General features: G+C 47.0%; 18 protein-coding genes. All 18 read left to right on the top strand.

The window, feature by feature from the left end:
* The first annotated feature begins 20 nt into the window (after positions 1-20).
* The 18 genes from F4V45_RS00475 (at position 21) to F4V45_RS00560 (ending at position 23190) form a co-directional block, all read left to right on the top strand.
* The gene (locus F4V45_RS00475) at positions 21-425 is read left to right on the top strand and encodes a hypothetical protein (RefSeq protein ID WP_246144960.1); all 405 of its coding nucleotides are present in this window, start codon (positions 21-23) and stop codon (positions 423-425) included.
* Positions 425-2887, top strand: a complete 2463-nt coding sequence (abc-f, locus tag F4V45_RS00480; RefSeq protein ID WP_150336576.1) for a ribosomal protection-like ABC-F family protein — start codon at positions 425-427, stop codon at positions 2885-2887. The genes F4V45_RS00475 and abc-f overlap by 1 nt, the downstream gene beginning before the upstream one ends.
* A 69-nt stretch (positions 2888-2956) precedes the next feature.
* On the top strand, positions 2957-4129 hold the full coding sequence (locus F4V45_RS00485; protein WP_150336577.1) for a pyridoxal phosphate-dependent aminotransferase: 1173 nt from the start codon (positions 2957-2959) through the stop codon (positions 4127-4129).
* Positions 4130-4132: 3 nt separating this feature from the next.
* On the top strand, positions 4133-6139 hold the full coding sequence (mnmG, locus tag F4V45_RS00490) for a tRNA uridine-5-carboxymethylaminomethyl(34) synthesis enzyme MnmG (protein ID WP_150336578.1): 2007 nt from the start codon (positions 4133-4135) through the stop codon (positions 6137-6139).
* A gap of 71 nt (positions 6140-6210) precedes the next feature.
* Entirely contained in the window at positions 6211-7398 is a 1188-nt protein-coding gene (dapE, locus tag F4V45_RS00495) for a succinyl-diaminopimelate desuccinylase (RefSeq protein ID WP_150336579.1), read from the top strand.
* A gap of 146 nt (positions 7399-7544) precedes the next feature.
* A complete protein-coding gene (locus F4V45_RS00500; RefSeq protein ID WP_150336580.1) occupies positions 7545-8294 on the top strand; it encodes a (Fe-S)-binding protein in 750 nt (249 codons plus the stop codon).
* 23 nt (positions 8295-8317) lie between these two features.
* Complete coding sequence (locus tag F4V45_RS00505; RefSeq protein WP_150336581.1) at positions 8318-9769, top strand: LutB/LldF family L-lactate oxidation iron-sulfur protein; 1452 nt, start codon at positions 8318-8320, stop codon at positions 9767-9769.
* Complete coding sequence (locus F4V45_RS00510; protein WP_150336582.1) at positions 9762-10475, top strand: LutC/YkgG family protein; 714 nt, start codon at positions 9762-9764, stop codon at positions 10473-10475. The genes F4V45_RS00505 and F4V45_RS00510 overlap by 8 nt, the downstream gene beginning before the upstream one ends.
* Positions 10476-10514: 39 nt before the next feature.
* Positions 10515-11675 (top strand): metallophosphoesterase, encoded by a 1161-nt coding sequence (locus F4V45_RS00515; RefSeq protein ID WP_150336583.1) that lies wholly within the window; start codon positions 10515-10517, stop codon positions 11673-11675.
* 163 nt (positions 11676-11838) lie between these two features.
* Positions 11839-14274, top strand: coding sequence for an outer membrane protein assembly factor BamA (bamA, locus tag F4V45_RS00520; RefSeq protein WP_246144968.1), 2436 nt, complete (start codon positions 11839-11841; stop codon positions 14272-14274).
* 15 nt (positions 14275-14289) lie between these two features.
* A complete protein-coding gene (locus F4V45_RS00525) occupies positions 14290-15351 on the top strand; it encodes a dehypoxanthine futalosine cyclase (RefSeq protein WP_150336584.1) in 1062 nt (353 codons plus the stop codon).
* A gap of 65 nt (positions 15352-15416) precedes the next feature.
* Positions 15417-16688, top strand: coding sequence for a M16 family metallopeptidase (locus F4V45_RS00530; protein WP_150336585.1), 1272 nt, complete (start codon positions 15417-15419; stop codon positions 16686-16688).
* On the top strand, positions 16678-16944 hold the full coding sequence (locus F4V45_RS00535; protein ID WP_150336586.1) for a hypothetical protein: 267 nt from the start codon (positions 16678-16680) through the stop codon (positions 16942-16944). Before F4V45_RS00530 ends, F4V45_RS00535 begins: the two co-directional genes overlap by 11 nt.
* Complete coding sequence (gatB, locus tag F4V45_RS00540) at positions 16941-18368, top strand: Asp-tRNA(Asn)/Glu-tRNA(Gln) amidotransferase subunit GatB (protein WP_150336587.1); 1428 nt, start codon at positions 16941-16943, stop codon at positions 18366-18368. The genes F4V45_RS00535 and gatB overlap by 4 nt, the downstream gene beginning before the upstream one ends.
* An 81-nt stretch (positions 18369-18449) precedes the next feature.
* Entirely contained in the window at positions 18450-18959 is a 510-nt protein-coding gene (locus F4V45_RS00545; RefSeq protein ID WP_150336588.1) for a hypothetical protein, read from the top strand.
* Positions 18960-19005: 46 nt separating this feature from the next.
* Entirely contained in the window at positions 19006-19755 is a 750-nt protein-coding gene (locus tag F4V45_RS00550; protein WP_150336589.1) for a glycosyltransferase family protein, read from the top strand.
* Positions 19755-20549, top strand: a complete 795-nt coding sequence (locus F4V45_RS00555; protein ID WP_150336590.1) for a glycosyltransferase — start codon at positions 19755-19757, stop codon at positions 20547-20549. The genes F4V45_RS00550 and F4V45_RS00555 overlap by 1 nt, the downstream gene beginning before the upstream one ends.
* On the top strand, positions 20536-23190 hold the full coding sequence (locus F4V45_RS00560) for an FAD-dependent oxidoreductase (protein ID WP_150336591.1): 2655 nt from the start codon (positions 20536-20538) through the stop codon (positions 23188-23190). Before F4V45_RS00555 ends, F4V45_RS00560 begins: the two co-directional genes overlap by 14 nt.
* Positions 23191-23220 lie beyond the last annotated feature (30 nt).

Here is a 23220-nt window from a genome sequence, read left to right on the forward strand (position 1 = left end):
GAAATCACATGGGAGGCATAATGAAAGCCTATAAACAATACTTGCTTCAAGCCCTACTTCTAGGGTTTTGTGTCAATAGCGCGTTTGGCGCGTGGGAGATGTTTAGCGATGGGAAAGACACCTATCTCTACAACACCCAAAGCGGCGATGTCTATATCCGCTACAATCGCGGCGGCAAGAACTATGAAGACATTTTTGTCAAAATGCCAGCAGGAACACTCCCTAGCCAACTCTCACCCACTCAAGCCCCCTCTACCAAGCGCACAAACCCTAGCACCACACCACAGATACTCTCCCCCACTGCCCCCCAAGCCCCGAGCAAAAATGACGAGAGCGCAAAGCTTTTAGAGCAGCAGCAGCAAGCTTTGCAAAAGTCCCAAGAGCTCCTGCGCAATAGTATTGATACAAGCGGAGTGCTGGAGTAATGGCTCTGCTTTCTTTACACAATGCCTACAAAAGCTTTGGCGCGCGCAAAGTGCTAGAAAATGCCAGCCTAAGCCTTGATGATGGCGAGCGAGTGGCGATCATTGGCAAAAATGGCGCAGGCAAAAGCACCTTACTAAAAATCCTATGCGAGCAAATGCCGCTAGATTCTGGCACACTAGCAAAGCGCCCCAATCTAGTAGCGCGCATCCTCCCCCAAGACCCACATTTTAGAGTGGATCTAAGCGTTAGGGAAGTGTGTGAAGCAAGCTTGCAGGAGCTAGTAGCGATCCATAAGAGAGTAGATGAGATTAACGCACTTTTGCAAGCAGATTCTAGGGAGCTTACCCAAAACACAGAGCTTCTAAACGAGCTAGGCACTCTCACCACACAGCTAGACTCCATTGATGGCTGGGATTTGGAGAAGCGGATTACAGAGCTTATAGAGAACTTCCACCTAAAAGACCTGCAAGATCGCGCCATAGGCACACTAAGTGGCGGGGAGCTTAAGCGACTAGCACTTGCTACAATCCTTATGCAGCCAGCAGATCTCTATATCTTAGATGAGCCTACAAACCACCTTGATGTCGAAGTTGTAGAATTTTTAGAATCTAAGCTTAACGCGCTTAAAGCCTGCGTGCTTTTCATTAGCCACGATCGCTACTTCATCGATAATTGCGCTAGGCGGATTATCGAAGTGGATTCTAGTAAGCTTACAAACTTCCGCGGCGGCTATGGCGCGTATCTTTCCCAAAAAGCCGCGATGCTAGAGAGCCTTGCCAAAGAGCACTCCCGCACGCTAAAGCTTCTAAAAGCAGAAGAAGAGTGGCTGCATAAAGGCGTGCAAGCAAGAAGGAAGCGCAATGTCTTGCGCAAAGAGCGAGTCGAGCTTCTGCGCGCTAAGGCAAAGCAGAATCCAAGCCTAATGCGCCAAATGCGCCTAGAGCTAGAGCGCGAGAGCAAGCACCATAATCGCACCCACTCACACAACGCACAGAAAATGATCATAGAGTGTGAGAATCTATGCGTAAGTATGGGCGGGAAGCCTTTGATCAAAGATTGCAGTCTGCGGATTCTACAAGGGGATAAAATCGCCATAGTCGGGCGCAATGGTGCTGGCAAGTCAAGCTTGCTTAAAGTCTTTTTAGGAGAGATCGCGCCACAAAGCGGGGCAATCAAGCGCGGAGAGCTAAAGATAGGCTACTTCGCTCAAACACGCAAGGAGCTTGATGATAGTAAGAGTCTCATTGAGACCTTTTGCCCAAATGGTGGGGATCATATTGAGGTAAAGGGCAAGAGTATGCATATTTATGGGTATTTGAAGAGCTTTCTCTTCCCCAAAGATTTGCTCACACAAAAAATCGGCGCACTAAGTGGCGGGGAAAAAACGCGCGTAAGCTTGGCACTACTTTTTACCAAGCAGTATGACTGCTTGCTTTTAGATGAGCCTACAAATGACCTAGACATCGCTACAATCAATATCCTAGAAGAGTATTTACTCTCTTTTTCTGGGGCACTGCTACTTGTGAGCCACGATCGCTACTTCATCGACAAGCTCGCGCAAAAGCTGCTTATCTTGCACAATCCTTTGCAGCTAGATTCTAGCGCGCGTGGCTCTAGGGGAGAATCTAGCGTAGAAGAGAGCTTGCAGAGCTTTAGTGAGTATCTTGAGCTATCCAAAGAGATAGCCTACTATAAACAGCTAGAATCTAGCCTTACCAACAGAGATTCGGCTTTGGGTGAGCAATGCGGCAGTGTTGCAAAAATTGTGAAAGGCACGACCACCAAGGTCGCTAACCTTCCCCAATTTTTGCAAAGCTCCCACAGCCCCACCGCAATTCCTAGAATCTTAGAAGAAAATCAATCGTCATTGCAAGGCGATACAATCGCCGAAGCAATCCACACAAATGCACAAAAGCTAGATTCTAGTATTGAAGAAATGGATTGCCACGCCGATAAATCGGCTCGCAATGACGATGAAAACGCGCAAATTCCCAACAAGTTAGCAAAGGATTCTAGGATTAACAAAAACGCTCAAAATGTGTTTTCTCCAAACGCAGATAGGCGGCAGGATTTGGGTGATAAAAATGGGGCTTTGCAAGAGCAGACTTGGGCGCATACTAGAGCGTATGTAACCGCCGACTCGCCGCAGCAAAACAAGGGATACCGCTCGGCGTTAGCCGATGTTTCTTTAGAATCGCCATTTTTAGCCCCAAAGCCAACGCCCAAAAATAAAAAGCTTAGCTACAATGAACAGCGCGAGCTAGCCACCCTACCAGAGCGCATACAATCCCTAGAAGCACAAAAGCAGCTCATCGAGCAGCGACTTAGCGATGAGATAAGCCTAGCACGCTATGGTGTAGTAGCACTAGCAAGCGAGCTAGAATCTATCGCTAAAGAGCTAGATTCTAGCTATGAGCGATACTTTTTCCTAGAAGAAAAGCAAGAATCTCTAAAGCGTTAAGCACGCACGCAAAAGCCAAAATCTGCTAAAATAGCGCACTGCAATCATCTCTTAAGTCAAGGAGCATTTATGACCTACTCTAGTCGCATCACCAATCTCCAAGAGTCCGCCACCATTGCTATCTCCACCCTTGCCACTACGCTCAAAGCCCAAGGGCGCGATATTTTAAGCTTTTCTGCTGGGGAGCCAGACTTTGACACACCAGAGCCTATTAAGCTTGCCGCAAAAGCAGCACTTGATCAAGGATTTACCAAATACACACAAGTAGCAGGAATCCCGGAGCTAAAGCAGGCAATCGCCAATAAGCTAGAGCGAGAAAATGGCTTGCACTATGAGCCAAAGCAGATTCTCGTAAGCAATGGCGCGAAGCAGTCGCTTTTCAATGTGTTTCAAGCCTTAATTGATACAGGCGATGAAGTCATAATCCCTGCGCCTTATTGGGTAACTTACCCCGAGCTTGTAACTTATAGCGGTGGGAGCAATGTTTTCATAGAGACAAATGAGCAAGATGGCTTTAAAATCACTGCTGAATCCTTGCGCCAAGCAATCACAAGCAAAACAAAAGCCCTAGTGCTTACCACGCCATCAAACCCCACAGGTATGGTCTATACCAAGCAGGAGCTAGAATCTATCGCACAAGTGCTGCAAGGCACTAATATCGCAGTAATTGCTGATGAGATGTATGAAAAGCTGCTTTATGATGGGGAGTTTGTCTCTGTGGGGAGCATTAGCCAAGATATGTTTGAGCGCACTATCACAATCAATGGGCTTAGCAAATCTGTGGCGATGACAGGCTGGCGTATGGGCTATTGCGCGTGCGCAGATACCACGCTTATCAAGCTTATGACCAATCTCCAATCCCAATGCACTTCTAATATCAACTCAATCACGCAAAAGGCTTCAATCATCGCACTAGAAGGTGGCGTGGATACGCAGATAGAATCTATGCGCCAAGCATTTTTAGCGCGTAGAGATCTAGCGGTAGCAGGCATTAACCAAATCAAAGGCTTGCGCACACTCTCCCCGCAAGGAGCGTTCTACCTTTTCATCTCCATAGGGAATGCTTGCGGTGGAGATTCTATGGAGTTTTGTAAGCAGCTCTTAGAGCAAGAGGGCGTAGCCCTAGTGCCCGGCAGTGCCTTTGGAATGGACAGCTTTGTGCGCCTAAGCTTTGCTTGTAGCACTGAGCAGCTTAGCCAAGGGATCGTGCGCATAGCACACTTTATGCAAAAGCTTGGCTAAGTTATGGTCTATGATATTCTTGTCGTAGGTGGGGGGCACGCAGGCTTAGAAGCGGCTTGTATCGCTGCTAGAATGGGCGTGCGCGTGCATTTACTCACCATCTTAGTGGAAAACATCGCCCTAGCCAGCTGCAACCCAGCCATAGGTGGCTTAGGCAAGGGGCATTTGGTCAAAGAAGTCGATGCGCTAGGTGGCGTTATGGGGAAGATCACTGATAAATGCGGGATACAATACCGCATACTCAATGCCTCAAAAGGTCCTGCTGTGCGTGGCACAAGGGCGCAAATCGATATGGATCTCTATAGAATCTATGCACGCAATCTCGCCCTAAATACCCCCAACCTCACCATCTCACAAGCAACGGTGAGCGAGATTCTACTCGATGAAGTGCGCCAAAAAGCCATAGGCGTGCGCACCAACATTGGCAAAGACTACTACGCACATAAGCTCATCATCACCACAGGGACATTTTTGCAAGGGCTTGTGCATATTGGAGAAAATCGCTTAGAAAATGGACGCTTTGGCGAGAGTGCTAGCAATGATCTAAGCAACTCTCTACGCGCACTAGGGCTCACACTTGGGCGACTAAAGACAGGGACTTGCCCTAGGATTCTAGGCTCTAGTATTGATTTTACGCATTTGGAGCAGCACTTTGGCGATGAGACTCCCCCACACTTTAGCTACACAACAAGCGAATTTGCCCCCACCCAGCTGCCCTGCTACATCACTTATACAACCAAGCGCACACACGAGCTAATCCGCGAGAACTTCCACCGCGCCCCGCTCTTCACCGGGCAAATCAATGGCGTAGGTCCGCGCTACTGCCCAAGTATTGAGGATAAAATCTCACGCTTTGCGGATAAAGATCGCCACCAGCTCTTCTTAGAGCCTCAAACCAAGCACGCCACAGAATACTATGTCAATGGGCTCTCCACTTCTCTCCCCTATGATGTGCAAGAGCAAGTGATCGCTTCAATCCCGGGGCTTGAAAATGCCATAATCACACGCTATGGCTATGCCATAGAATACGACTATGTCCTACCCACCCAGCTCCACCACACCCTAGAATCTAAAGCTATAGACTCTCTCTATCTAGCAGGGCAAATCAATGGCACCACAGGCTATGAAGAAGCCGCAGCCCTAGGACTACTAGCAGGGATCAACGCCACGCTTGCCTTGCAAAAAACCGCGCCCAAACGCTTTAGCTTTGCGCTTGAATCCCTTATCTTAAAGCGCGATGAGAGCTATATAGGTGTGATGATTGATGATCTTGTAACCAAAGGCACAAACGAGCCCTACCGCGTCTTTACCTCTCGCGCAGAGTATCGCCTATTGCTACGCGAAGATAATGCGATCTACCGCTTGCTTGAGTATGCCAAAAGCATTGGCACTATCAGCGAGCAATACGCTAGGCAGTTTATGCAAGATAAGCAGCATATAGCACAAGGTCTAGAGTTTTTAAGCAAGCAATATATCACGCCAAATAAGCGCGCACAAAGCTTCCTTGCCTCCCTAAATCTCCCCCCAATCAACCAAAAAACCGCGCTTATTTATATCGTAGGCAGAGATGAGTTTAGAGACTTTGACGCGCTAGAAGCATTTTTGCGCAGTGAGCAGAAGAGACAAAACGCGGATTCTAGCGAGCCAATCCCGGCATTTTCACACTTTAGCCAAGCAGCAAAAGAGCAAATCCACATACAAGCAAAATACCACGACTATATCCAAAAGCAGCTTGCAAGCATTGCAAATATGCATACCCAGCTCCAAGCTACTATCCCTGAAGACTTCTGCTATGAGGGTATTTCTGGGCTATCGCTTGAAGTGGTGGAGAAGCTATCAAGCGCGCGCCCTAAAACACTCTTTGATGCAGCTAAAATTAGTGGCATAACGCCTGCTAGCCTTGATGTGCTGCATTTGCACTTGCACCTGCAAGCCAAAAGGGCAAAGGCAGATTCTAGTAGCAATGCATCTTCAAGCAAGCAGTGCAGTAGCCTAGAGTCATTATCCTAGAATCTACTTTCAGTGCAAGCACAATCTTTGCGCACAGGACAAATCACTAGCAAAGAAACAAAGGAGACATAATGCAAGCGCAAGAATGCGTAAAATTCCTAGCCACCCTGCTCACCTACCCCACAATCACACCCCAAGAGTGCGGCATTTATGAGCCTATTAAATCCCTGCTTACACAAGCTGGCTTTGAGTGCTTACATATTGATAAGGATAACACGCGCAATCTCTTTGCCCATATCACACTAGGGGATACTTCTAGCGCGAGAGTGGGGGAGCATTTTTGCTTTATGGGGCATATTGATGTCGTGCCTGCAGGCGAGGGCTGGAGTGTGGAGCCATTTGGCGCAGTGGTGGAAAATGGCTATATCTATGGGCGTGGGGCGCAGGATATGAAAGCAGGAGTAGCTGCTTTCACCTATGCATTACTAGATTTTGCCAAAGCTGCCCAAAGTCTCACAGCCCCACTTATGCTCTCACTTTTGCTCACAAGCGATGAAGAAGGAGAAGGCACTTATGGCACAGCCTATGCGCTAAAAGAGCTAGCCAAGCGCGATCTGCTGCCCACACACGCCATAGTCGCCGAGCCTACTTGCTCTACCGCGCTAGGTGATACCATCAAAAACGGGCGCAGGGGGAGTATCAATGGCGTGCTAGAGATTGTTGGCAAGCAAGGGCACGCGGCATACCCTAGCAAGTGCATAAACCCCATAGAAGCCCTAGGGGCACATCTAGGCAAGCTAGCTGGAGTAGAGCTAGATTCTGGGGATAGAGACTTCGCCCCTACAAAGCTTGTCATCACCGATATTCGCGGTGGCTTGGAAGTGGTAAATGTAACACCTAGTGCGCTAAAGATTATGTTTAATGTGCGTAATTCTCCTAGCACTTCTAAAGAAAGCGTGCAAAAGTATGTAGAATCTATTATGCAAGCAGTGTGTGCAGAAAATGCTGGCATTTCCTACACACTTAGCCTAAAGCAAAGTGCCAAGCCCTTTGTCTGCAAGCGAGATTCTAGGCTGATACACAAGCTTAGTGCTAGCATTCAAAAAGTGTGTGGTATCACCCCAGAGTGCAGCACAAGTGGCGGGACAAGCGATGCGAGATTTTGCCAAGAGTTTGGCATAGAGGCGATAGAGTTTGGCGTGTGCAATGATAGAATCCACAGCATAGATGAGCGCGTGAAAATCACAGAAGTAGAGCAGCTTTACCGCGTGTTTCGCGCATTTTTGGAGCGATTTGCAAGCCACTGCCACAACACATAAGCCCCACGCCAAACGCATAATGTTTTCAATCTCGCCCACACCATTCCTAAATCTCTCATTATTTAACCTAAAAGCAAGATTTAGCGTTATATACTTGCTCCCAGACACAACCACAACAATCGCATTTTATCGTTTAAGGAAGACCTATGCAGACACAAGACACACCTAGAAAAGTGTATTTCTTCTCCACTTGTATCGGCGCGGCGGCGTGCGCGGATACTTGTATCAACGCCATTAAGCTACTACAAAAAGAAGGGGTAGAAGTCATCGTCAAAAAGGACCAAACCTGCTGCGGACAGCCCAGCTACAACTCTGGCTACTATGATGAGACAAGGCAAGTAGCCTTGCATACTATGCGACTTTTTCGCCACGACTATCCTATCGTGCTAATTAGCGGCTCTTGCACGGGAATGTTTCGCATTGATTATGAAGAGCTTTTTAAAGACACGGAGCATTATGAAGAAGCCAAAGCCTTTAGCGCGCGCGTGTATGAGCTTAGTGAATATCTTAGCGAAGTGCTACAAGTGCGCTATGAAGATGTAGGCGAGCCCGTGCGTATCACTTGGCATAGCAACTGCCACGCTTTGCGCGCGGCGAAGTGTATCCCAGCAGCAAAATCTCTGCTAAAGAGTCTAAAAAATGTCGAGCTAGTAGAGCTAGAGAGAGAAGAAGAGTGCTGTGGCTTTGGCGGGACATTTAGCGTCAAAGAGCCAGAAGTCTCTGCTGCTATGGTTAGGCAAAAGATCGCTGACATACAAGCGCGCCAAGTGGATTACCTAGTCGCTGGCGATGCGGGCTGCGCGCTTAATATCACAGGTGCTATGCAAAAGCAAGGGGTCAATATCGCCTATATGCATTTATATGACTTTTTAGCCCATCGCATTGGCATAGCTTGATACATTCTTAGTAAGGATAGAAAATGAGCCAACACAACACCACTACCATTAAAGCCCAATTCCACACCGCTATCAATGAAGGACTAGAAAATAAGCAGCTGCGCACCAATTTGCTCTCTGCTATGGATACACTGCGAGCTAATCGCAAAAAGCTGCTTACCACGCGCTTTATCCACTGGGAGAGCTTGCGCGAAAAGGGCAAGGGGCTAAAGCAAAACACGCTAGCAAAACTGGATTCTACCCTAGAGGAGTTTGAGAGAAACGCCACGCGCAATGGTATGCAAGTGCATTGGGCGCGCGATGGGCAAGAGGCAAATGAAATTATCTACAATCTTATGCAAGAAAAGGGTGTGAAAAAGATCCTTAAAGGCAAGTCTATGGCAAGCGAAGAGATACATCTCAATCACTTCCTAGAATCCAAAGGCTTGCAGGCGATTGAGACGGATTTAGGCGAAGTGATTTTGCAGCTCCTTGGTGAGAGTCCTGTGCATATCGTAGTCCCAGCAATCCACAAAAACCGCTATGAAATCGGCGAGCTTTTTCACAAAAAGCTCAACGCCCCGCTAGAGAGCGAGCCAGAGAAGCTAAATGGCATTGCTAGAAGCTATATGCGCAATGAGTTTGAGACTTTTACAATGGGGCTTAGTGGGGTGAATTTCGCCATCGCTGAAGAAGGCGCGATTTGGCTTATAGAAAATGAAGGCAATGGCAGGATGAGCACCACCGCGCCAGAAATCCATATCGCCATTTGTGGAATCGAAAAGGTCGTCCAAAGCTTTGAAGAAGCAGCGATCCTTGATACTATGCTAGCACCTTCTGCGGTAGGAAGTGTGATCACCTGCTACAACAACATCATCACCTCGCCGCGCAAAGAGGGGGAAAAAGATGGACCAAAAGAAGTGCATATTATCCTGCTAGATAATAATCGCTCCGCTATGCTAAAAGACCCCCACTACTACCGTGCGATGAGCTGTATCCGCTGCGGCAGCTGCCTAAACCACTGCCCAGTGTATGACAAAATCGGCGGACACGCCTACCTAAGCACCTATCCCGGACCCATTGGCGAAGTCATCACACCTCAACTCTTTGGGCTAAACACCTGCTCGCCTATGCTTGATCTCTGCTCGCTCTGTGGGCGTTGCACAGAAGTGTGCCCTGTGCAGATTCCACTAGCGGAGCTTATACGAGATTTGCGTAGTGAGCGCGTGGGACAGGGGCGCAAACATATCGCTGGCAATGATGGCAGCACGCAAAGTCGCGCAGAGCAGTCCCAAATGCGCACATTTGCTAGCCTTGCGACCAATCCTAGCAGGTGGCGGCTTGCTATGTCGATGACGAAGTTTGCCCCACTGCTTGCACCCTTTGCTAGATTTTTGCCATTACTAAAGCATTGGACAAAATACCGCAGCTTCCCTACAATCAACGCAGGCTTCCACAAAAAAGTCGCAAACTTGCAAGGAGTGATTTATGAGTAGTGCAAAAGAAGCGATTCTAGCTAGAGTGCGAGAATCTCTAGCATATAATCAAACTATCCCAGCCTTTAGTGCGCATTTTGGTAACGCGCTAAAGCTTGACCAGGCAAGTGAGCTAGAATCCAAAAAAGTGGATTCTAGCAACAATCTTGTAGAAAACTTCATCGCCAACCACACCAACAACAAAGCCATTGTCGTGCAGGCTACAAAAGCCACGCTCCCAAATGCCCTACAAGATATTTTGCAGCAAGAAATCAATGAAGGCGCGATCGCACAAGGTGAGAAGCTACTCTATAATCCAGACATCGAGCTTGAAGCAAGCAAGCTCCAACACATCACGCCAATAGCCTATACACAAAGTGTCGATACTATGCGCACAGAGCTTTTTCGTATCCCTATTTCTATCGTGCAAGCGCGTTGTGGGGTGGCGGATCTTGGGATTTTGGGACTAAGCTCCAATGAAAATGCCCCACGATTATCATCGCTTATTACCAATATTTGCATCTATCTTTTGCCAAAGGCTCATATCGTGCGCAATATTTTTAATGGCATAGAATTTATTAAAGATTATGAGCGATCGCGCTCTGGCTCTAGTATTCTGCCAAGCAATATTATCTTTGTCGCAGGACCATCTAGGACAGCAGATATTGAGCTGCAAACGGTTTTTGGTGTGCATGGACCTAGGAAAACTTATGCCGTGCTCTACTAGTCATTAAGCGGCTCACTCACTAATCTTGCAAGGATTATTATGGAAGATACCCCAGAATTTGCCCAGATGAATGGACTTTTGTTTCCATTTCTTGGCTCGCTGCTCTTTGTGGCTATCCACATTATCATCTATTTTTTGCTCGTGCGCCATATCTCTAGCCGACAATATGTGCGCAGATTGTATAGCGCGATTTTGTGGATCAATCTTGGCTGGAGTGTGGCGTATATGTTTATGCGCTATACCGACACGCCTAAATGGCTCTTTATGCTAGCTTCTATCTCGGTGGGCGTGGCGTTTTCGTTTTTGATAGCAGCTCTTATTGCAGGTGCGATCAATGGCGCGCTAATCCTTATCCGTCATCATCACCTAGCCCCTAGGGTTAAGCGATATATCTTAGCACTATGCTGTGTATATAGTCTCTATGCTGTGTATCACGGACTAGCAGATCCAAAAGTAGAAAAGCTCTCTATGGAGCTAGACAGGCTCTCTGCTCCACTAAAAATCGTGCAGCTAAGTGATGTGCATATCGGTGGGCTTATGGACGAAGAGCGCGTGGCTAAAATCGTGTTTTTGGTCAATCAAACCAAGCCTGATATTATCGCTATCACGGGCGATTTAGTCGATACAAGCCTAGCAAATGCGCAATCCGCCCTAGCACTGCTTAGCGCACTGCGCGCAAAGTATGGTGTGTATTATGTCTTGGGGAATCACGAGTATATCCACGATGTGCAAGATATGCTAGAGTATTTGCCCTCCCTTGGTATCCGCGTCTTGCTTAATGAGAATCTAACCATTGGCACACCAGAGCTCATCAACCTTGCTGGCAGTGCGGATCTTATGGGCGATCGCTTAGGCTTCTTGCGCCCAGATTTTGAGAAAACCCTAGCCAATCTCAATCCCACCCTTCCTACCATTCTCCTAACCCACCAGCCAAAGGTCATCAATATCCTGCCAGAATCTTTGCTCGCTAAAGCCGACTTGCTACTCACAGGGCACACGCACGGCGGGCAGATTTTCCCCATCTCACTTGCTGTGCTCTTGCAGCAGCCCTATCTAAAAGGACTCCACAAAACAAAAACCGATGGCTACATTTATGTAAGCGAGGGGACGGGATTCTGGGGACCGCCTATGCGCGCACTAAGCGATGCTGAAATCACACTTTTTGAGCTTTTGCCACCTAGAGCCAAGCCAACCAACTAGAATCCAAAGTTAGCCCTAAGGCTTGCTTGTCGCCCTAGGGTTTCAAGAAGAGTCTTAAATGCCGATTGAGTGCGGATTTTAAACCAAAGGCACTTTATATTTAGCTATAATACGCGTTTATTTTATACAAGGGATTTTTTTGTTACAGCGATTATTAGCAAGCGTGCTTATCTGCGGACTTATCGTAACAAGTGCCTTTAGTGCCAAAATCACAACCATACAATACCAAGGCTTGCAATCGCTCTCCACTATGCTTGCTGCTGAAATCGCCAAAGTCAAAGTAGGCGATGAGCTAGAATCTAAAGCTATAGATTCTGCAGTGCTGGCATTTTACAATCAAGGGTATTTCAAAGATGTGTATGCAAGCTTTGACAAAGGCGCGCTAACTTTCCATTTCGTAGAAAAGCCACGCGTAGCAAGCGTAGAGATCAAAGGCTATGGCAGTGAGCAGGAGAAGCAAACACTCACCACACAAATGGGTATCAAAAAGGGTGAGACCTTTGATGATCAAAAAATCGCGCGCGCTAAAGAAGTGCTAAAAAGCGTGCTGGAATACCAAGGCTACTATGGTTCAATCGTGCAAGAAGAACTCAAAAAGGCTGACAATGCCGATGCGTATGCGATCATCTTTAATGTCAATCGTGGTGATAATATTCTCATTAGAAAAGCGCATTATGAAGGGCGCAAGAAGCTTAAAACCAACAAGCTAGAATCTTTAAGCGCAAACAAAGAGCGTGACTTTATGGGCTGGATGTGGGGGCTCAATGATGGCAAGCTACGACTCCAAGAGCTAGAATACGATAGCCTTAGAATCCAAGATGTCTATATGCGCAATGGATTTTTAGACGCAAGCGTATCAGCACCATTTCTTACGACAAATTTCAACAACCTATCCGCGCAGCTTTATTACAAAATCAATGAAGGCTTGCAATACCGCGTAAGCGATATAGAAATCAACCTTGATAATGATGTAATCCCCATCGACATCTTGCAAAAAGCCCTTAATGTTAAGAAAAAAGAAATATTTAACATTGAAGATTTGCGCACCGATGCCCAAGTGCTAAAGCGTTTGATCGCTGATAAGGGCTATGCCTTTGCCCAAGTGCGCCCAGACTTGGATAAAGATGAGCAAAATGCGCTAGTGAAAGTCATCTATCATATTGAGACAGGCTCTAAAGTGCGCATAGGCGATGTACTAATCTCCGGCAACACTCGCACAGGCGATCGCATTATACGGCGGGAGATTCTCCTAGCTCCGGGCGATGAATACAGCCTATCCAAAATCGCAGAATCCGAAAATGCCTTGCGCAGGCTGGGCTTCTTTGATAATGTCAAAATTGATGAGAAGCGCGTAAGCGAAGATTCTATGGACTTGCTTATCAGTGTAACAGAGGGGCGCACGGGGCAGCTGCAGTTTGGACTAGGCTATGGGAGCTATGGCGGACTTATGATCAATGGCTCTGTAATGGAGCGCAATCTCTTTGGCACGGGGCAGAGCGGAAGTATCTATGCCAATATCTCCACAGGGACAGGGCAGAGCTACAACTTCAACTACTATGGGCAAACACGCAAATACAACGGGCGGCAATTCTCTGGGAATATCACGCTATCAAACCCCAGAGTCTTTGACTCCAAATTCTCCACTTCTGGCAGTATCTATGGAAACTACTACATAAACTACATTTACATCGAGCAAAGTGGTGGATTTAGCCTAAATCTTGGGCGACTTTTGACGCCAACTTTGCGCGTAAGCCTAGGCTATGACATCAATGTCGTAAAGACCTATGACTTTACAAGTAATCTCTATGAGCAATTCTACTCATCAAAAGACCAAATTTTCACCGATAAGGTCAAAGACCCAAATTGCACCACCACAGATACTAATGATTGTATGATTGAAGTAACTAGGCGCGGCTTGTGGAACAAAGACAACCACCTCCCCATCACCTCATCAATCACGCCGACAATCAATTTTGACAATACTGATGACTACTACTTCCCCAAAAATGGCGTGATCGCCTCTACTTACGCGCAGTTTGCTGGGCTTGGAGGCACGGTGCGCAACATTAAAGCTTATGCGAAACTTGGGCTATACTATCATTTGCGCTCGCTTCTTGGGATTGATCTAATCGCGCGCTACAAAGCACAAGGCGGCTATATCTTCCGCTTTGACAAAGAAGACTTCCTGCCATTAAATAGCACCTTTTATATGGGTGGTGTTACTACAATCCGCGGATTCCGCGCGGGCTCCATCACTCCACGCAATGCCGATGGGCTATGGGTGGGAGGCGATGGAATGTTTGCAAACTCGCTTGAGCTAAGTTATGGGATTTTAGAAGCGGCGAAAATGCGTTTGGCTCTCTTTGTGGATTATGGATTTTTGACCTTTAAGACAGCAAATGGCGTGGCAGATTTTAAGGGCTATGGGGTATTGGGATCTGGGCAGTATGGGCTAGAGTGGCGTGCTTCTGCTGGGCTAGCGATTGAGTGGATCTCGCCTATGGGTCCGCTGGTGATTGTCGTGCCAATCAAACGCTTTAACCAAAAGCCCGGTGATTATACTTCTAGCTTTGAGTTCTCTATGGGGACTAGATTCTAGTAACAAGGAGTGATAATGGCACGATCTTTACAGAAGCGTTATAGCGATAAAGAAATAAAAGAGCTTTTACAAAGCGCATCGCTAAGAGAGCTCGGCGAAATGGCAAGTGCCAAAAAGCTCGAACTCCACCCAGATAAAATCACTACATTTATCGTCGATCGCAATATCAACTACACCAATATTTGCTGGGTTGATTGTAAGTTTTGCGCCTTTAAGCGCAGGCTCGGTGAAGAAGGGCAGTATGTTTTAAGCTTTGAAGAGATTGACACAAAGATTGAAGAGCTTCTAGCTATCGGTGGCACACAGATCCTCTTCCAAGGGGGCGTGCATCCTAAGCTTAAAATCGATTATTATGAAGAGCTTGTGCGCCACATTACCGATAAATATCCACAGATCACAATCCACGGCTTTTCTGCCATTGAGATAAACTACATTGCTAAAGTCTCTAAGCTCTCTATCCCAGAAGTATTGCAAAGACTAAAAGATGCGGGCTTAAGCTCGATCCCCGGAGCTGGAGCGGAGATTTTGAGCGATAGGGTGCGTGATGTTATCGCGCCTAAAAAGCTAGATTCTAGCCAGTGGATAGAAGTGCATAGGCAAGCCCATAAGCTAGGCATTAAATCCACGGCTACGATGATGTTTGGCAGTGTGGATAATGACGATGACATTATCGAGCATTGGCATAGAGTGCGCGAGCTGCAAGATGAAACTGGAGGCTTCCGCGCCTTTATCCTTTGGAGCTTTCAGCCAGATAACACGCCCTTGCAGCAGGAACTCCCAGAGCTTAAAAAGGCTAGCTCTAATCGCTATTTGCGCCTACTTGCTTGCTCTAGGCTTTACTTAGATAATATCCCAAATATCCAAAGTAGCTGGGTAACACAAGGTAGCCACATAGGGCAGCTGGCACTGCTCTTTGGCGCAAATGATCTAGGCAGCACAATGATGGAAGAAAATGTCGTAGCCGCCGCAGGGGCGCGCAATGCGATGAACCAAGAAGAGATGATAAACCTTATCAAAGACATAGGCGAGCTACCAGCCAAACGCAACACAGCGTATGAGATTTTGGAGCGATTTTGATACGCATATACCACAAGCTTAGTGCGTGCGTAGTCATTATCTCAAGCTTATTACTAGGAGTTAGTATGGGTAAAGAAGCCACACTCACACACACCACCATACAAGGCGTGCAAATCCCTGTGATTTATGAGCACTCTGCGCTTATCCCAGCAGGCATTGTGCGCTTGGTATTTCAAGGTGGTGGGAAGATCCAAGATGGCGAGCTTTTGGGGCGAGGAGCAGTGATAGAAGAGCTACTAGAGAAAGGAAGCAAGAAGCGTGGGAATCTAGGCTTTGCTAAAGCATTGGAGCAAAGGGCTATTGCTCTTAGTGTATCAAGCGGCTTGCAGTCTCTAAGCTTTAGCCTAAACTTCTTGCAAGATGACAAAGAGCAGGCGATAGACTTGCTTGGCGAGCTGCTCTTAGACCCAAATCTAACCAACGAAGAGCTGCAAAAGGTCAAAACCGCCATCACAGCCCAAATCCTAGCCAAGCAAAATGATTATGACTACTTAGCTAGCAGGCTGCTAAAAAGCCTGCTTTTTGATAGCACCCCACTAGCTAGACCAAAGCTAGGCACGCAAGAGTCCATTGCCAAAATCCGCTTAGAAGATGTGAAAAAAGCCCTAGAATCTACCCTAACGCTACAAGGGCTTATCATCGTCCTAGGCGGGGACATAGATAGAGAATCCACTCTAGCTCTCCTAGCACCGATTTTATCCAAGCTCCCTCAAGGCACGCCCTACACAAAGCCTAGCTTTAGCGCGCGCAAAGAGCCTACCACACAGACCCAATACGCCCCCACACAGCAAGCCTACATCTACTTTGGCGCACCTTTGTATTTAGAAGATTTAGAGAGTGAATCCCACCTAGCAAAAGTCGCTAGCTTTATCCTAGGCTCTGGGGGCTTTGGCTCAAGGATTTTAGAAGAAGTGCGCGTGAAAAGGGGGCTAGCATATAGCGCGTCCATTAGCTATAGTATCAACCCCTACACACCCTATATGAGCGGGCATTTGCAGACAAAGCTAGAATCTAAAGATAAAGCCATAGAAGTAGTGAAGCAAACTATCGCAGACTTTGTAGCAAAGGGCGTGAGTGAAGAAGAGCTACAAGCTGCAAAGCAGTTTATCCTAGGGAGCGAGCCCTTGCGCAATGAGAGCTTATCGCAGCGACTAGGGCGTGCTTTTAATGAGTTTTATATGGATAGAGGTATAGGCTTTAGCAAAAGAGAGCTAGAGAAAATCGCTAGCCTTGATCTTACAACGCTTAATGCCTATATCAATAAGCACACAGAGATACAGAATCTAAGCGTGGCGATAGTAACAGCAAAAGAGAAGAAGCAACAAAGTGGATTCTAGGGAAAATGTGGATTGCCACGCGGTGCAAGCACCGCTCGCAATGACAGAAAAAAACGCCGCAAGTAAAAAAGTGGATTCTAGGAATAACACTAAAAAATATAACCACGCCGCAGGCGGCAGGATTTTTGATGAAAAAGTGGGGTTGTGCAGCCTTTTGTGCGGAGATAAGCCTAGTGGGCTATCGCACAAACAAAAGGCAAACTCCCCGCTTTTTCGCAAAAAGCCAACGCCAAAACCAAAAAAGGAGAAACAATGAGTGCTTTTGAAACAATCATTGGGCTTGAAGTCCATGTCCAGCTAAACACCGCCACAAAGATTTTCTGCTCCTGTGCCACAAGCTTTGGGCAAGAGCCAAACAAAAATGTCTGCCCCACTTGCTTGGGACTGCCCGGTGCATTGCCTGTGCTTAATCGTGAAGCCGTGAAAAAGGCGATTAGCTTTGGCACAGCAATCAATGCTACAATCAACCAAAACTCCATATTTGCGCGCAAAAACTACTTCTACCCAGACTTGCCTAAAGCCTACCAAATCAGCCAGTTTGAGATCCCAATTATAGGGCGTGGGGAGATTGAGATTGAAGTAAATGGAGAGCAAAAGACTATCGGCGTTACGCGCGCTCACCTAGAAGAAGATGCGGGCAAAAATATCCACGAAAGCGACTTTTCAAAAGTGGATTTAAACCGCGCTTGCACGCCGCTTTTAGAGATTGTCAGTGAGCCAGATATGAGAAGTAGCGATGAAGCAATAGCTTATCTTAAAAAGCTGCATTCTATCGTGCGATTTTTAGGCATTAGTGATGCCAATATGCAAGAAGGGAGCTTCCGCTGTGATGCCAATGTCTCTATCCGCCCTAGTGGAGATTCTAGGCTTTATACACGCGTAGAGATTAAGAATCTAAACTCCTTTAAATTTATCCAAAAAGCCATAGAATACGAAGTGGAGCGGCAGATTGAAGCGTGGGAAGATGGCAAGTATGAAGAGCAAGTCGTGCAAGAAACGCGCCTTTTTGATACCGCAAAGGGCGTAACTCGCTCAATGCGTGGCAAGGAGGAAGCGGCAGATTATCGCTACTTCCCAGACCCAGATTTACTGCCTGTGTTTATTGATGAAGAGTTAATGACACAGGGCAAGCAAATCCCAGAAATGCCCGATGAAAAAGCACAGAGATATGTCAAGGACTTTGGCATTAAGCCCTATGATGCCGGAGTGCTGACTTCAAGTTTGGAGCTAACAAAATACTTTGAATCTATGCTAGATTTTGGTGCAAGTGCCAAAGGCTCTCTCACTTGGCTGACAACCGAGCTTCTAGGGCGATTAAAAGGCGATAATACTCTGCAAACTTGCGGGATAGATTCTGCCACACTCGCCACACTAGTTAAACGCATAGATGAGAGCAAGATCAGCGGCAAAAGCGGCAAAGAAATCCTAGATGTGCTTGTGGAGCAAAAAGGCGGCGATGTGGATTCTCTCATAGATTCTATGGGATTAGCACAAGTCAATGACGATGGAGCAATCCTAGCTGTCATAGATTCTGTGCTAAGTGCCAACCCTGATAAAGTCGCAGAATTTAAAAGCGGCAAGGATAAGCTTCTAGGCTTTTTTGTAGGGCAGGTGATGAAAAATGCCAAAGGTGTAAATCCCGCCAGAGTAAATGAGCTTTTAAAAGAGAGACTACAATAGTTGCGCACAAGCCCCCGCACAGCATAGCCCGCTAGAATCTATGCTACAATGCCAAATCCACATAAGAGTAAGGACTGCAACTTGGTAGCACATAGCCAGATCATCTCTGTCGCGCTTTTGCATCATCGCTGCTCTTTAGAGAGCCTAGAGAAGCTCTACCGCGCGCTTAAAGATCGCTTCGCATATTTTGAGATCGTGCTGCTAAACCCTGTGCTAGAGCCCAAAGCCCCAAATGAGCAAAAGCTAGATTCTAGTATGGATTCTAAAGAAACATCGGCTACGCCCAAGCAGTATCCCTTGTTTTCTAAAGAAGCTACGCTTTGCCACGCAAGCACTAGTGCGCTTGCTCGCAATGACAGAAAAGTAGATTCTAGACGAACTTGCTCGCGGTGGGATTTGGGTGATAAAAATGGGGCTTACTCTTTTATATTCTCAGCACAGGATTCTAAGATTGCGGGGCTAGAATCGGGGCTTTTCAAGGCTTGCAAGGAAGATAAGACTAGTGGTCTATCGACGCCGCAAGGCGCAGAAATCCACGATTCTAGTCTGCAAGCTGAATCCCTAAATATTGCCCCCCCCCCCCGCTACTAGCATAACCCACACTATCCCAAATTGCCGCGTGCTGCAGGTGCGCTCTATGGCTGGAGATTATAAGAATCTAGGTGCGCTCTCTTATGAGATTTTCTTACGCCATTGCATTGGGGATTATGTGCTGTTTATGGATTTGCAGAGCGACCCGCTTGATGTAGCACTTGCAATACTAGAATCCTGCCATAATTATGACATCACCATAGCTAGCCGCACGCGCAAGCCCTATGGCTTTGTGCAAGCATACGCATCAAGGCTCTTCTATAAAATATTGAGAATGTTTAGCGATGGCGAGTATAGAGAAGAGCTTAGTGAGTTTTGTGTGCTCTCACGCAAGGCGATCAATGTGCTTTTACGCACGCAAGATGATATTAAGCTTTTGCGCTTTATTGATTTTGATAGCACGCTAAAGATCTGTGAGCACCCCTACACCCCTACCAAAATACCTAGAAAATCACTGCTAGATCATATCAATCTAGGGCTTGATATGATCTTTGGTCGCTCCTATAAGCTACTGCGGCTAGGCACTTGCCTGTGCTTAGCGTTTGCGGTTTTTAATGGAGTCTATGGGATCTACATCGCTATCTCATTTTACTTTATGCCCCATATCACGCAAGGCTGGACTTCGACTTCTGCCTATATGGTGCTAAGTAATATTGGGCTATTTTCTATGCTCTCAATCATCGGCGAGTATATGCGCATAATCCTACTCAAGCAAAAGGGCGCAGCCTATGAGATCATTGATGAGCAAAGCTCTGTCGTCTTAGACTACACAGAGACTAATATCAAGGACTCCTAATGCAAAAGACACTTAATATCCTGCTGCCTGTGCTAAATGAGCAAGACCGCCTAGAATCTGGGGTGCGCACGCTTGCAGCATTTATGACAGAGCACAATATCCCCTGTATCCTTACTATCATCGATAATGGCTCAACTGATGCTACGCAAGAAATCGCCCTATCGCTAGCGGATTCTAGTGGTAAAGCCCAATCGCGCATTGCCATAGAATACCTCCGCCTAAATCAAAAAGGCGTAGGCTTAGCCCTGCAAGCCGGCATAGATCACAACAACTCTAGGCAATGCAAAAGCGCGTTTATTGGCTATATGGATATTGATCTATCTACCAACCTCTGCCATTTACTTGAAGCCTATGAGAGTCTGTGCGTGGGCTCTATGGTCGTTGTAGGCTCAAGACTGCTGCAAGGCTCTAGAGTCATAGGGCGAAGCCTAAAGCGCGAAATCATCTCAAAATCGCTTAATGCCATCATCAAAGCCGCCTTGCACACGAGCTTTAGCGATGCAATGTGCGGGTTTAAATTCTACCAAGCAGACATCGCTACACTACTGCGCCAAAAGTGCAGCGATGATCCAAGCTGGTTTTACTGCGCACAAATGCTTATACAAGCCCAAGCCCTAGGGATAGAGATTGAAGAAATCCCCGTGCAATGGGAAGATGACCCCCTAGGCTCAAAGGTGCAAATCACAAAGCTTGCTAGAATCTATCTCAAAGAGATCTACCGCTTGCGCCCCCTGCGCCAAGCAATCCTAGCACATAAACGCTCAAAGCTCTCCCAAAGCAATGCAGCCAAATAAGCCTAAAGCCCTGCTTATAGGGAGTGGATACTTTGGGCAGATTCTACGCCCTTACATTGCCAAGCACTGCAAGATCCTAGCCATAGCCAACACTGCTACAAGCAACCTTAGCACCCTGCTAGTGCAAGTGGATATATGCTTTGTCATCACGCCACTAAATGCGCATTTTGAGCTAGCTAAAGCCGCCTTGCAATCGGGCTGCCACACTTTCATAGAAAAGCCAGCCACTAGCAATGCCAAGGAATACCGCGAGCTTTTATCCCTAGCCAAAGAGCGAAATCTCGTGCTTTTTACAGACTATATCTACACACTTAGCCCATCAATCCGCCACGCACTTTCACTCTGCAAGCACAAAAGCCTAGAATCTATCTATGCTAGCTTTACGCAATATGGGAAATTCTATAAGAATGAAAGCGTGCTTGAAGTGCTAGGTGTGCATTATCTAAGCGTGTTTGCTCTAATGCAAGAGCTTAGCATTATCACAGATGTAGAAGTGCAAGAGTGCGTGTTTTTAGATTCTAGTAGGCTTAGTGCTAGACTTATACTTAGTGCTAAACAAGGGGGCAAGGCTATCCCAATCACCCTAGAGTGCTCGCTTCTTAGCTCAAGTCGCCAAAGGGTGCTGCAGCTTTTCTCTAGCAAGGAGCATTGCTTGCAAATAGATATGCTAGATTCTACCCCGCTATCGCACAAAGCCGATAAAGCCCTAGAATCTAGCTTGCCTATCTTTGATGAGAGTGGCAACCTAGCCCATAGCCTAGCGACATTTATGAGCTTCATAGCAAGCGATAATCTCGCTAAGAATGTGCATTATGTGGCGCATACAAATGTGTGTGCAAGGACAGCCTGCTTGCTAGATTCAGCTTTGGGTAATCATTCCGCAGATTTTGGGGATTTTCTAAAGAAACATCGCCTAGCGGCGAGCGGTATCCCTTGTTTTAGGGCAACCGCAGACCGCAAGTCTCGCTCTACCCTAAAATCCCCAAAAAACTACGAAAGCAACACCACAAAACAAGCGATAGCGGTGCAAGGCGAAGCCGCAGCAGGTTTCTTTAGAAATCTTAGAATCTTGGAAAAAGAAAACAACCAAACCGAGCTAGAATCTAGCGTGCAAGTGGATTGCCACGCAAACGCTAGCGCGCTTGCTCGCAATGACGGAAAAACCCAGAATCTAAAGTCGGCACAGGATTCTAGGAGTTTCAACAAAAACGCTAAAAATCTAACAACGCCGCAGGCGGAAGCAAAGCTAGATTCTAGCGTGGATTGCCACGCGGACAAATCCGCTCGCAATGACGATGAAGCCACACAAACCAAAAGCCCCTGCGATTCTAAGATTTTGGAGCTAGAATCGGGGCTTTTCGAGCCGCGCGCGGAGATAAGACTTGGCGGTCTATCGCACAAGCACGGCGATGAAATCCACGATTCTAGCCCAAAACCAGCGACAGCGGTGCAAGGCGAAGCCGCAGCAGGTTTCTTTAGAAAAGCTGAATCGCCCACGATCAAAAAAGCCACAGCACACTACGACTGCATCATCATCGGCGGCGGCTTCTTTGGCACATATATCGCAAGCACCCTGCGGCAAAAATACAGAAAGATTCTCATCGTAGAGAAGGAGCGCGATCTGCTCTTGCGCGCCAGCTTGCGCAATCAAGCGCGCGTGCATAATGGCTACCACTACCCACGCTCCCTTAGCACAGCCCTAAGCAGTGCTAGGCATTTTACGCGCTTTTGCGATGAGTTTGCCCCAGCTATTCTTAATGCGTTTGAAAAATACTATGCCATCGCTGCGTATGGCTCTAAGACTTCTGCCACGCAGTTTTATAGACTTTTTAAGCAGTTTTCTATCCCTATTGAGCGGGCAAGTGATGCGGTGCAGGGGCTTTTCACACGCGAGCTAGTTGAAGAAGTCTTTTGTGTGCAAGAATATGCCTTTAATGCCAATATCTTGCGCGAGATTCTGCAAGAGCGACTGCGCACAAGTGGCATAGAAATCGCGCTCAATACACAGGCTATGCGAGTCTTTAGCGATTGGGGGGAAGTAGGGGTTAGCGTGCTAGAATCTAGTGCGCAAAGAGAGCAGACCTTGCACGCACCTCTTGTGCTAAACTGCACTTATGCAGGGATCAACGCCCTGCTAGCCCGCTCAGCTCTCCCGCCTTTGCCGCTGAAATATGAGCTTACAGAAATGGCTTTAGTCCAAGTGCCAGAGTCTCTAGCTCGCTTAGGGGTTACCATTATGGACGGGGCGTTTTTCTCACTTATGCCCTACCCTGCTAAAAACTGCTACACGCTAAGCCATGTGCGCTATACGCCACATTGTGCGTGGAGTGATAGCAGCCAAGCGTGCGACCCTTATGCCTTGCTAGATTCTCTCCTGCACCCTACAAGCAAGTCCCGAAAGCTAGAATCTAAATTCCCCCTTATGTGCCAAGATGCAGCGCGCTATCTCCCAGAGCTATCAAAGCTAGAGTATATCGACTCTTTGTATGAGATAAAGACACTTCGCACGCACAATGAAATCGATGATGGCAGACCCATAATCTTTGCCAAAGACTATGGAGTAAAGGGGTTTTGCACGATTATGGGTGGCAAAATCGATAATATCTATGAGATTATCCACGCGCTACAAGCGCATTTCTAGCACTTCATCATCGCTTCACATTATTCTTAT

It is taken from the genome of Helicobacter canis, assembly GCF_008693005.1.
GTDB lineage: Bacteria > Campylobacterota > Campylobacteria > Campylobacterales > Helicobacteraceae > Helicobacter_B > Helicobacter_B canis.

Excerpts from the sequence above, each read along its gene's own strand:
- mnmG (WP_150336578.1), top strand. The coding sequence starts at position 4,133 with ATGGTCTATGATATTCTTGTCGTAGGTGGGGGGCACGCAGGCTTAGAA.
- F4V45_RS00530 (WP_150336585.1), top strand. The coding sequence starts at position 15,417 with ATGGGTAAAGAAGCCACACTCACACACACCACCATACAAGGCGTGCAA.
- F4V45_RS00525 (WP_150336584.1), top strand. The coding sequence starts at position 14,290 with ATGGCACGATCTTTACAGAAGCGTTATAGCGATAAAGAAATAAAAGAG.
- F4V45_RS00555 (WP_150336590.1), top strand. The coding sequence starts at position 19,755 with ATGCAAAAGACACTTAATATCCTGCTGCCTGTGCTAAATGAGCAAGAC.
- F4V45_RS00475 (WP_246144960.1), top strand. The coding sequence starts at position 21 with ATGAAAGCCTATAAACAATACTTGCTTCAAGCCCTACTTCTAGGGTTT.
- F4V45_RS00505 (WP_150336581.1), top strand. The coding sequence starts at position 8,318 with ATGAGCCAACACAACACCACTACCATTAAAGCCCAATTCCACACCGCT.
- gatB (WP_150336587.1), top strand. The coding sequence starts at position 16,941 with ATGAGTGCTTTTGAAACAATCATTGGGCTTGAAGTCCATGTCCAGCTA.
- F4V45_RS00485 (WP_150336577.1), top strand. The coding sequence starts at position 2,957 with ATGACCTACTCTAGTCGCATCACCAATCTCCAAGAGTCCGCCACCATT.
- F4V45_RS00550 (WP_150336589.1), top strand. The coding sequence starts at position 19,006 with ATGGCTGGAGATTATAAGAATCTAGGTGCGCTCTCTTATGAGATTTTC.
- dapE (WP_150336579.1), top strand. The coding sequence starts at position 6,211 with ATGCAAGCGCAAGAATGCGTAAAATTCCTAGCCACCCTGCTCACCTAC.
- F4V45_RS00500 (WP_150336580.1), top strand. The coding sequence starts at position 7,545 with ATGCAGACACAAGACACACCTAGAAAAGTGTATTTCTTCTCCACTTGT.
- abc-f (WP_150336576.1), top strand. The coding sequence starts at position 425 with ATGGCTCTGCTTTCTTTACACAATGCCTACAAAAGCTTTGGCGCGCGC.
- F4V45_RS00515 (WP_150336583.1), top strand. The coding sequence starts at position 10,515 with ATGGAAGATACCCCAGAATTTGCCCAGATGAATGGACTTTTGTTTCCA.
- F4V45_RS00560 (WP_150336591.1), top strand. The coding sequence starts at position 20,536 with ATGCAGCCAAATAAGCCTAAAGCCCTGCTTATAGGGAGTGGATACTTT.
- F4V45_RS00510 (WP_150336582.1), top strand. The coding sequence starts at position 9,762 with ATGAGTAGTGCAAAAGAAGCGATTCTAGCTAGAGTGCGAGAATCTCTA.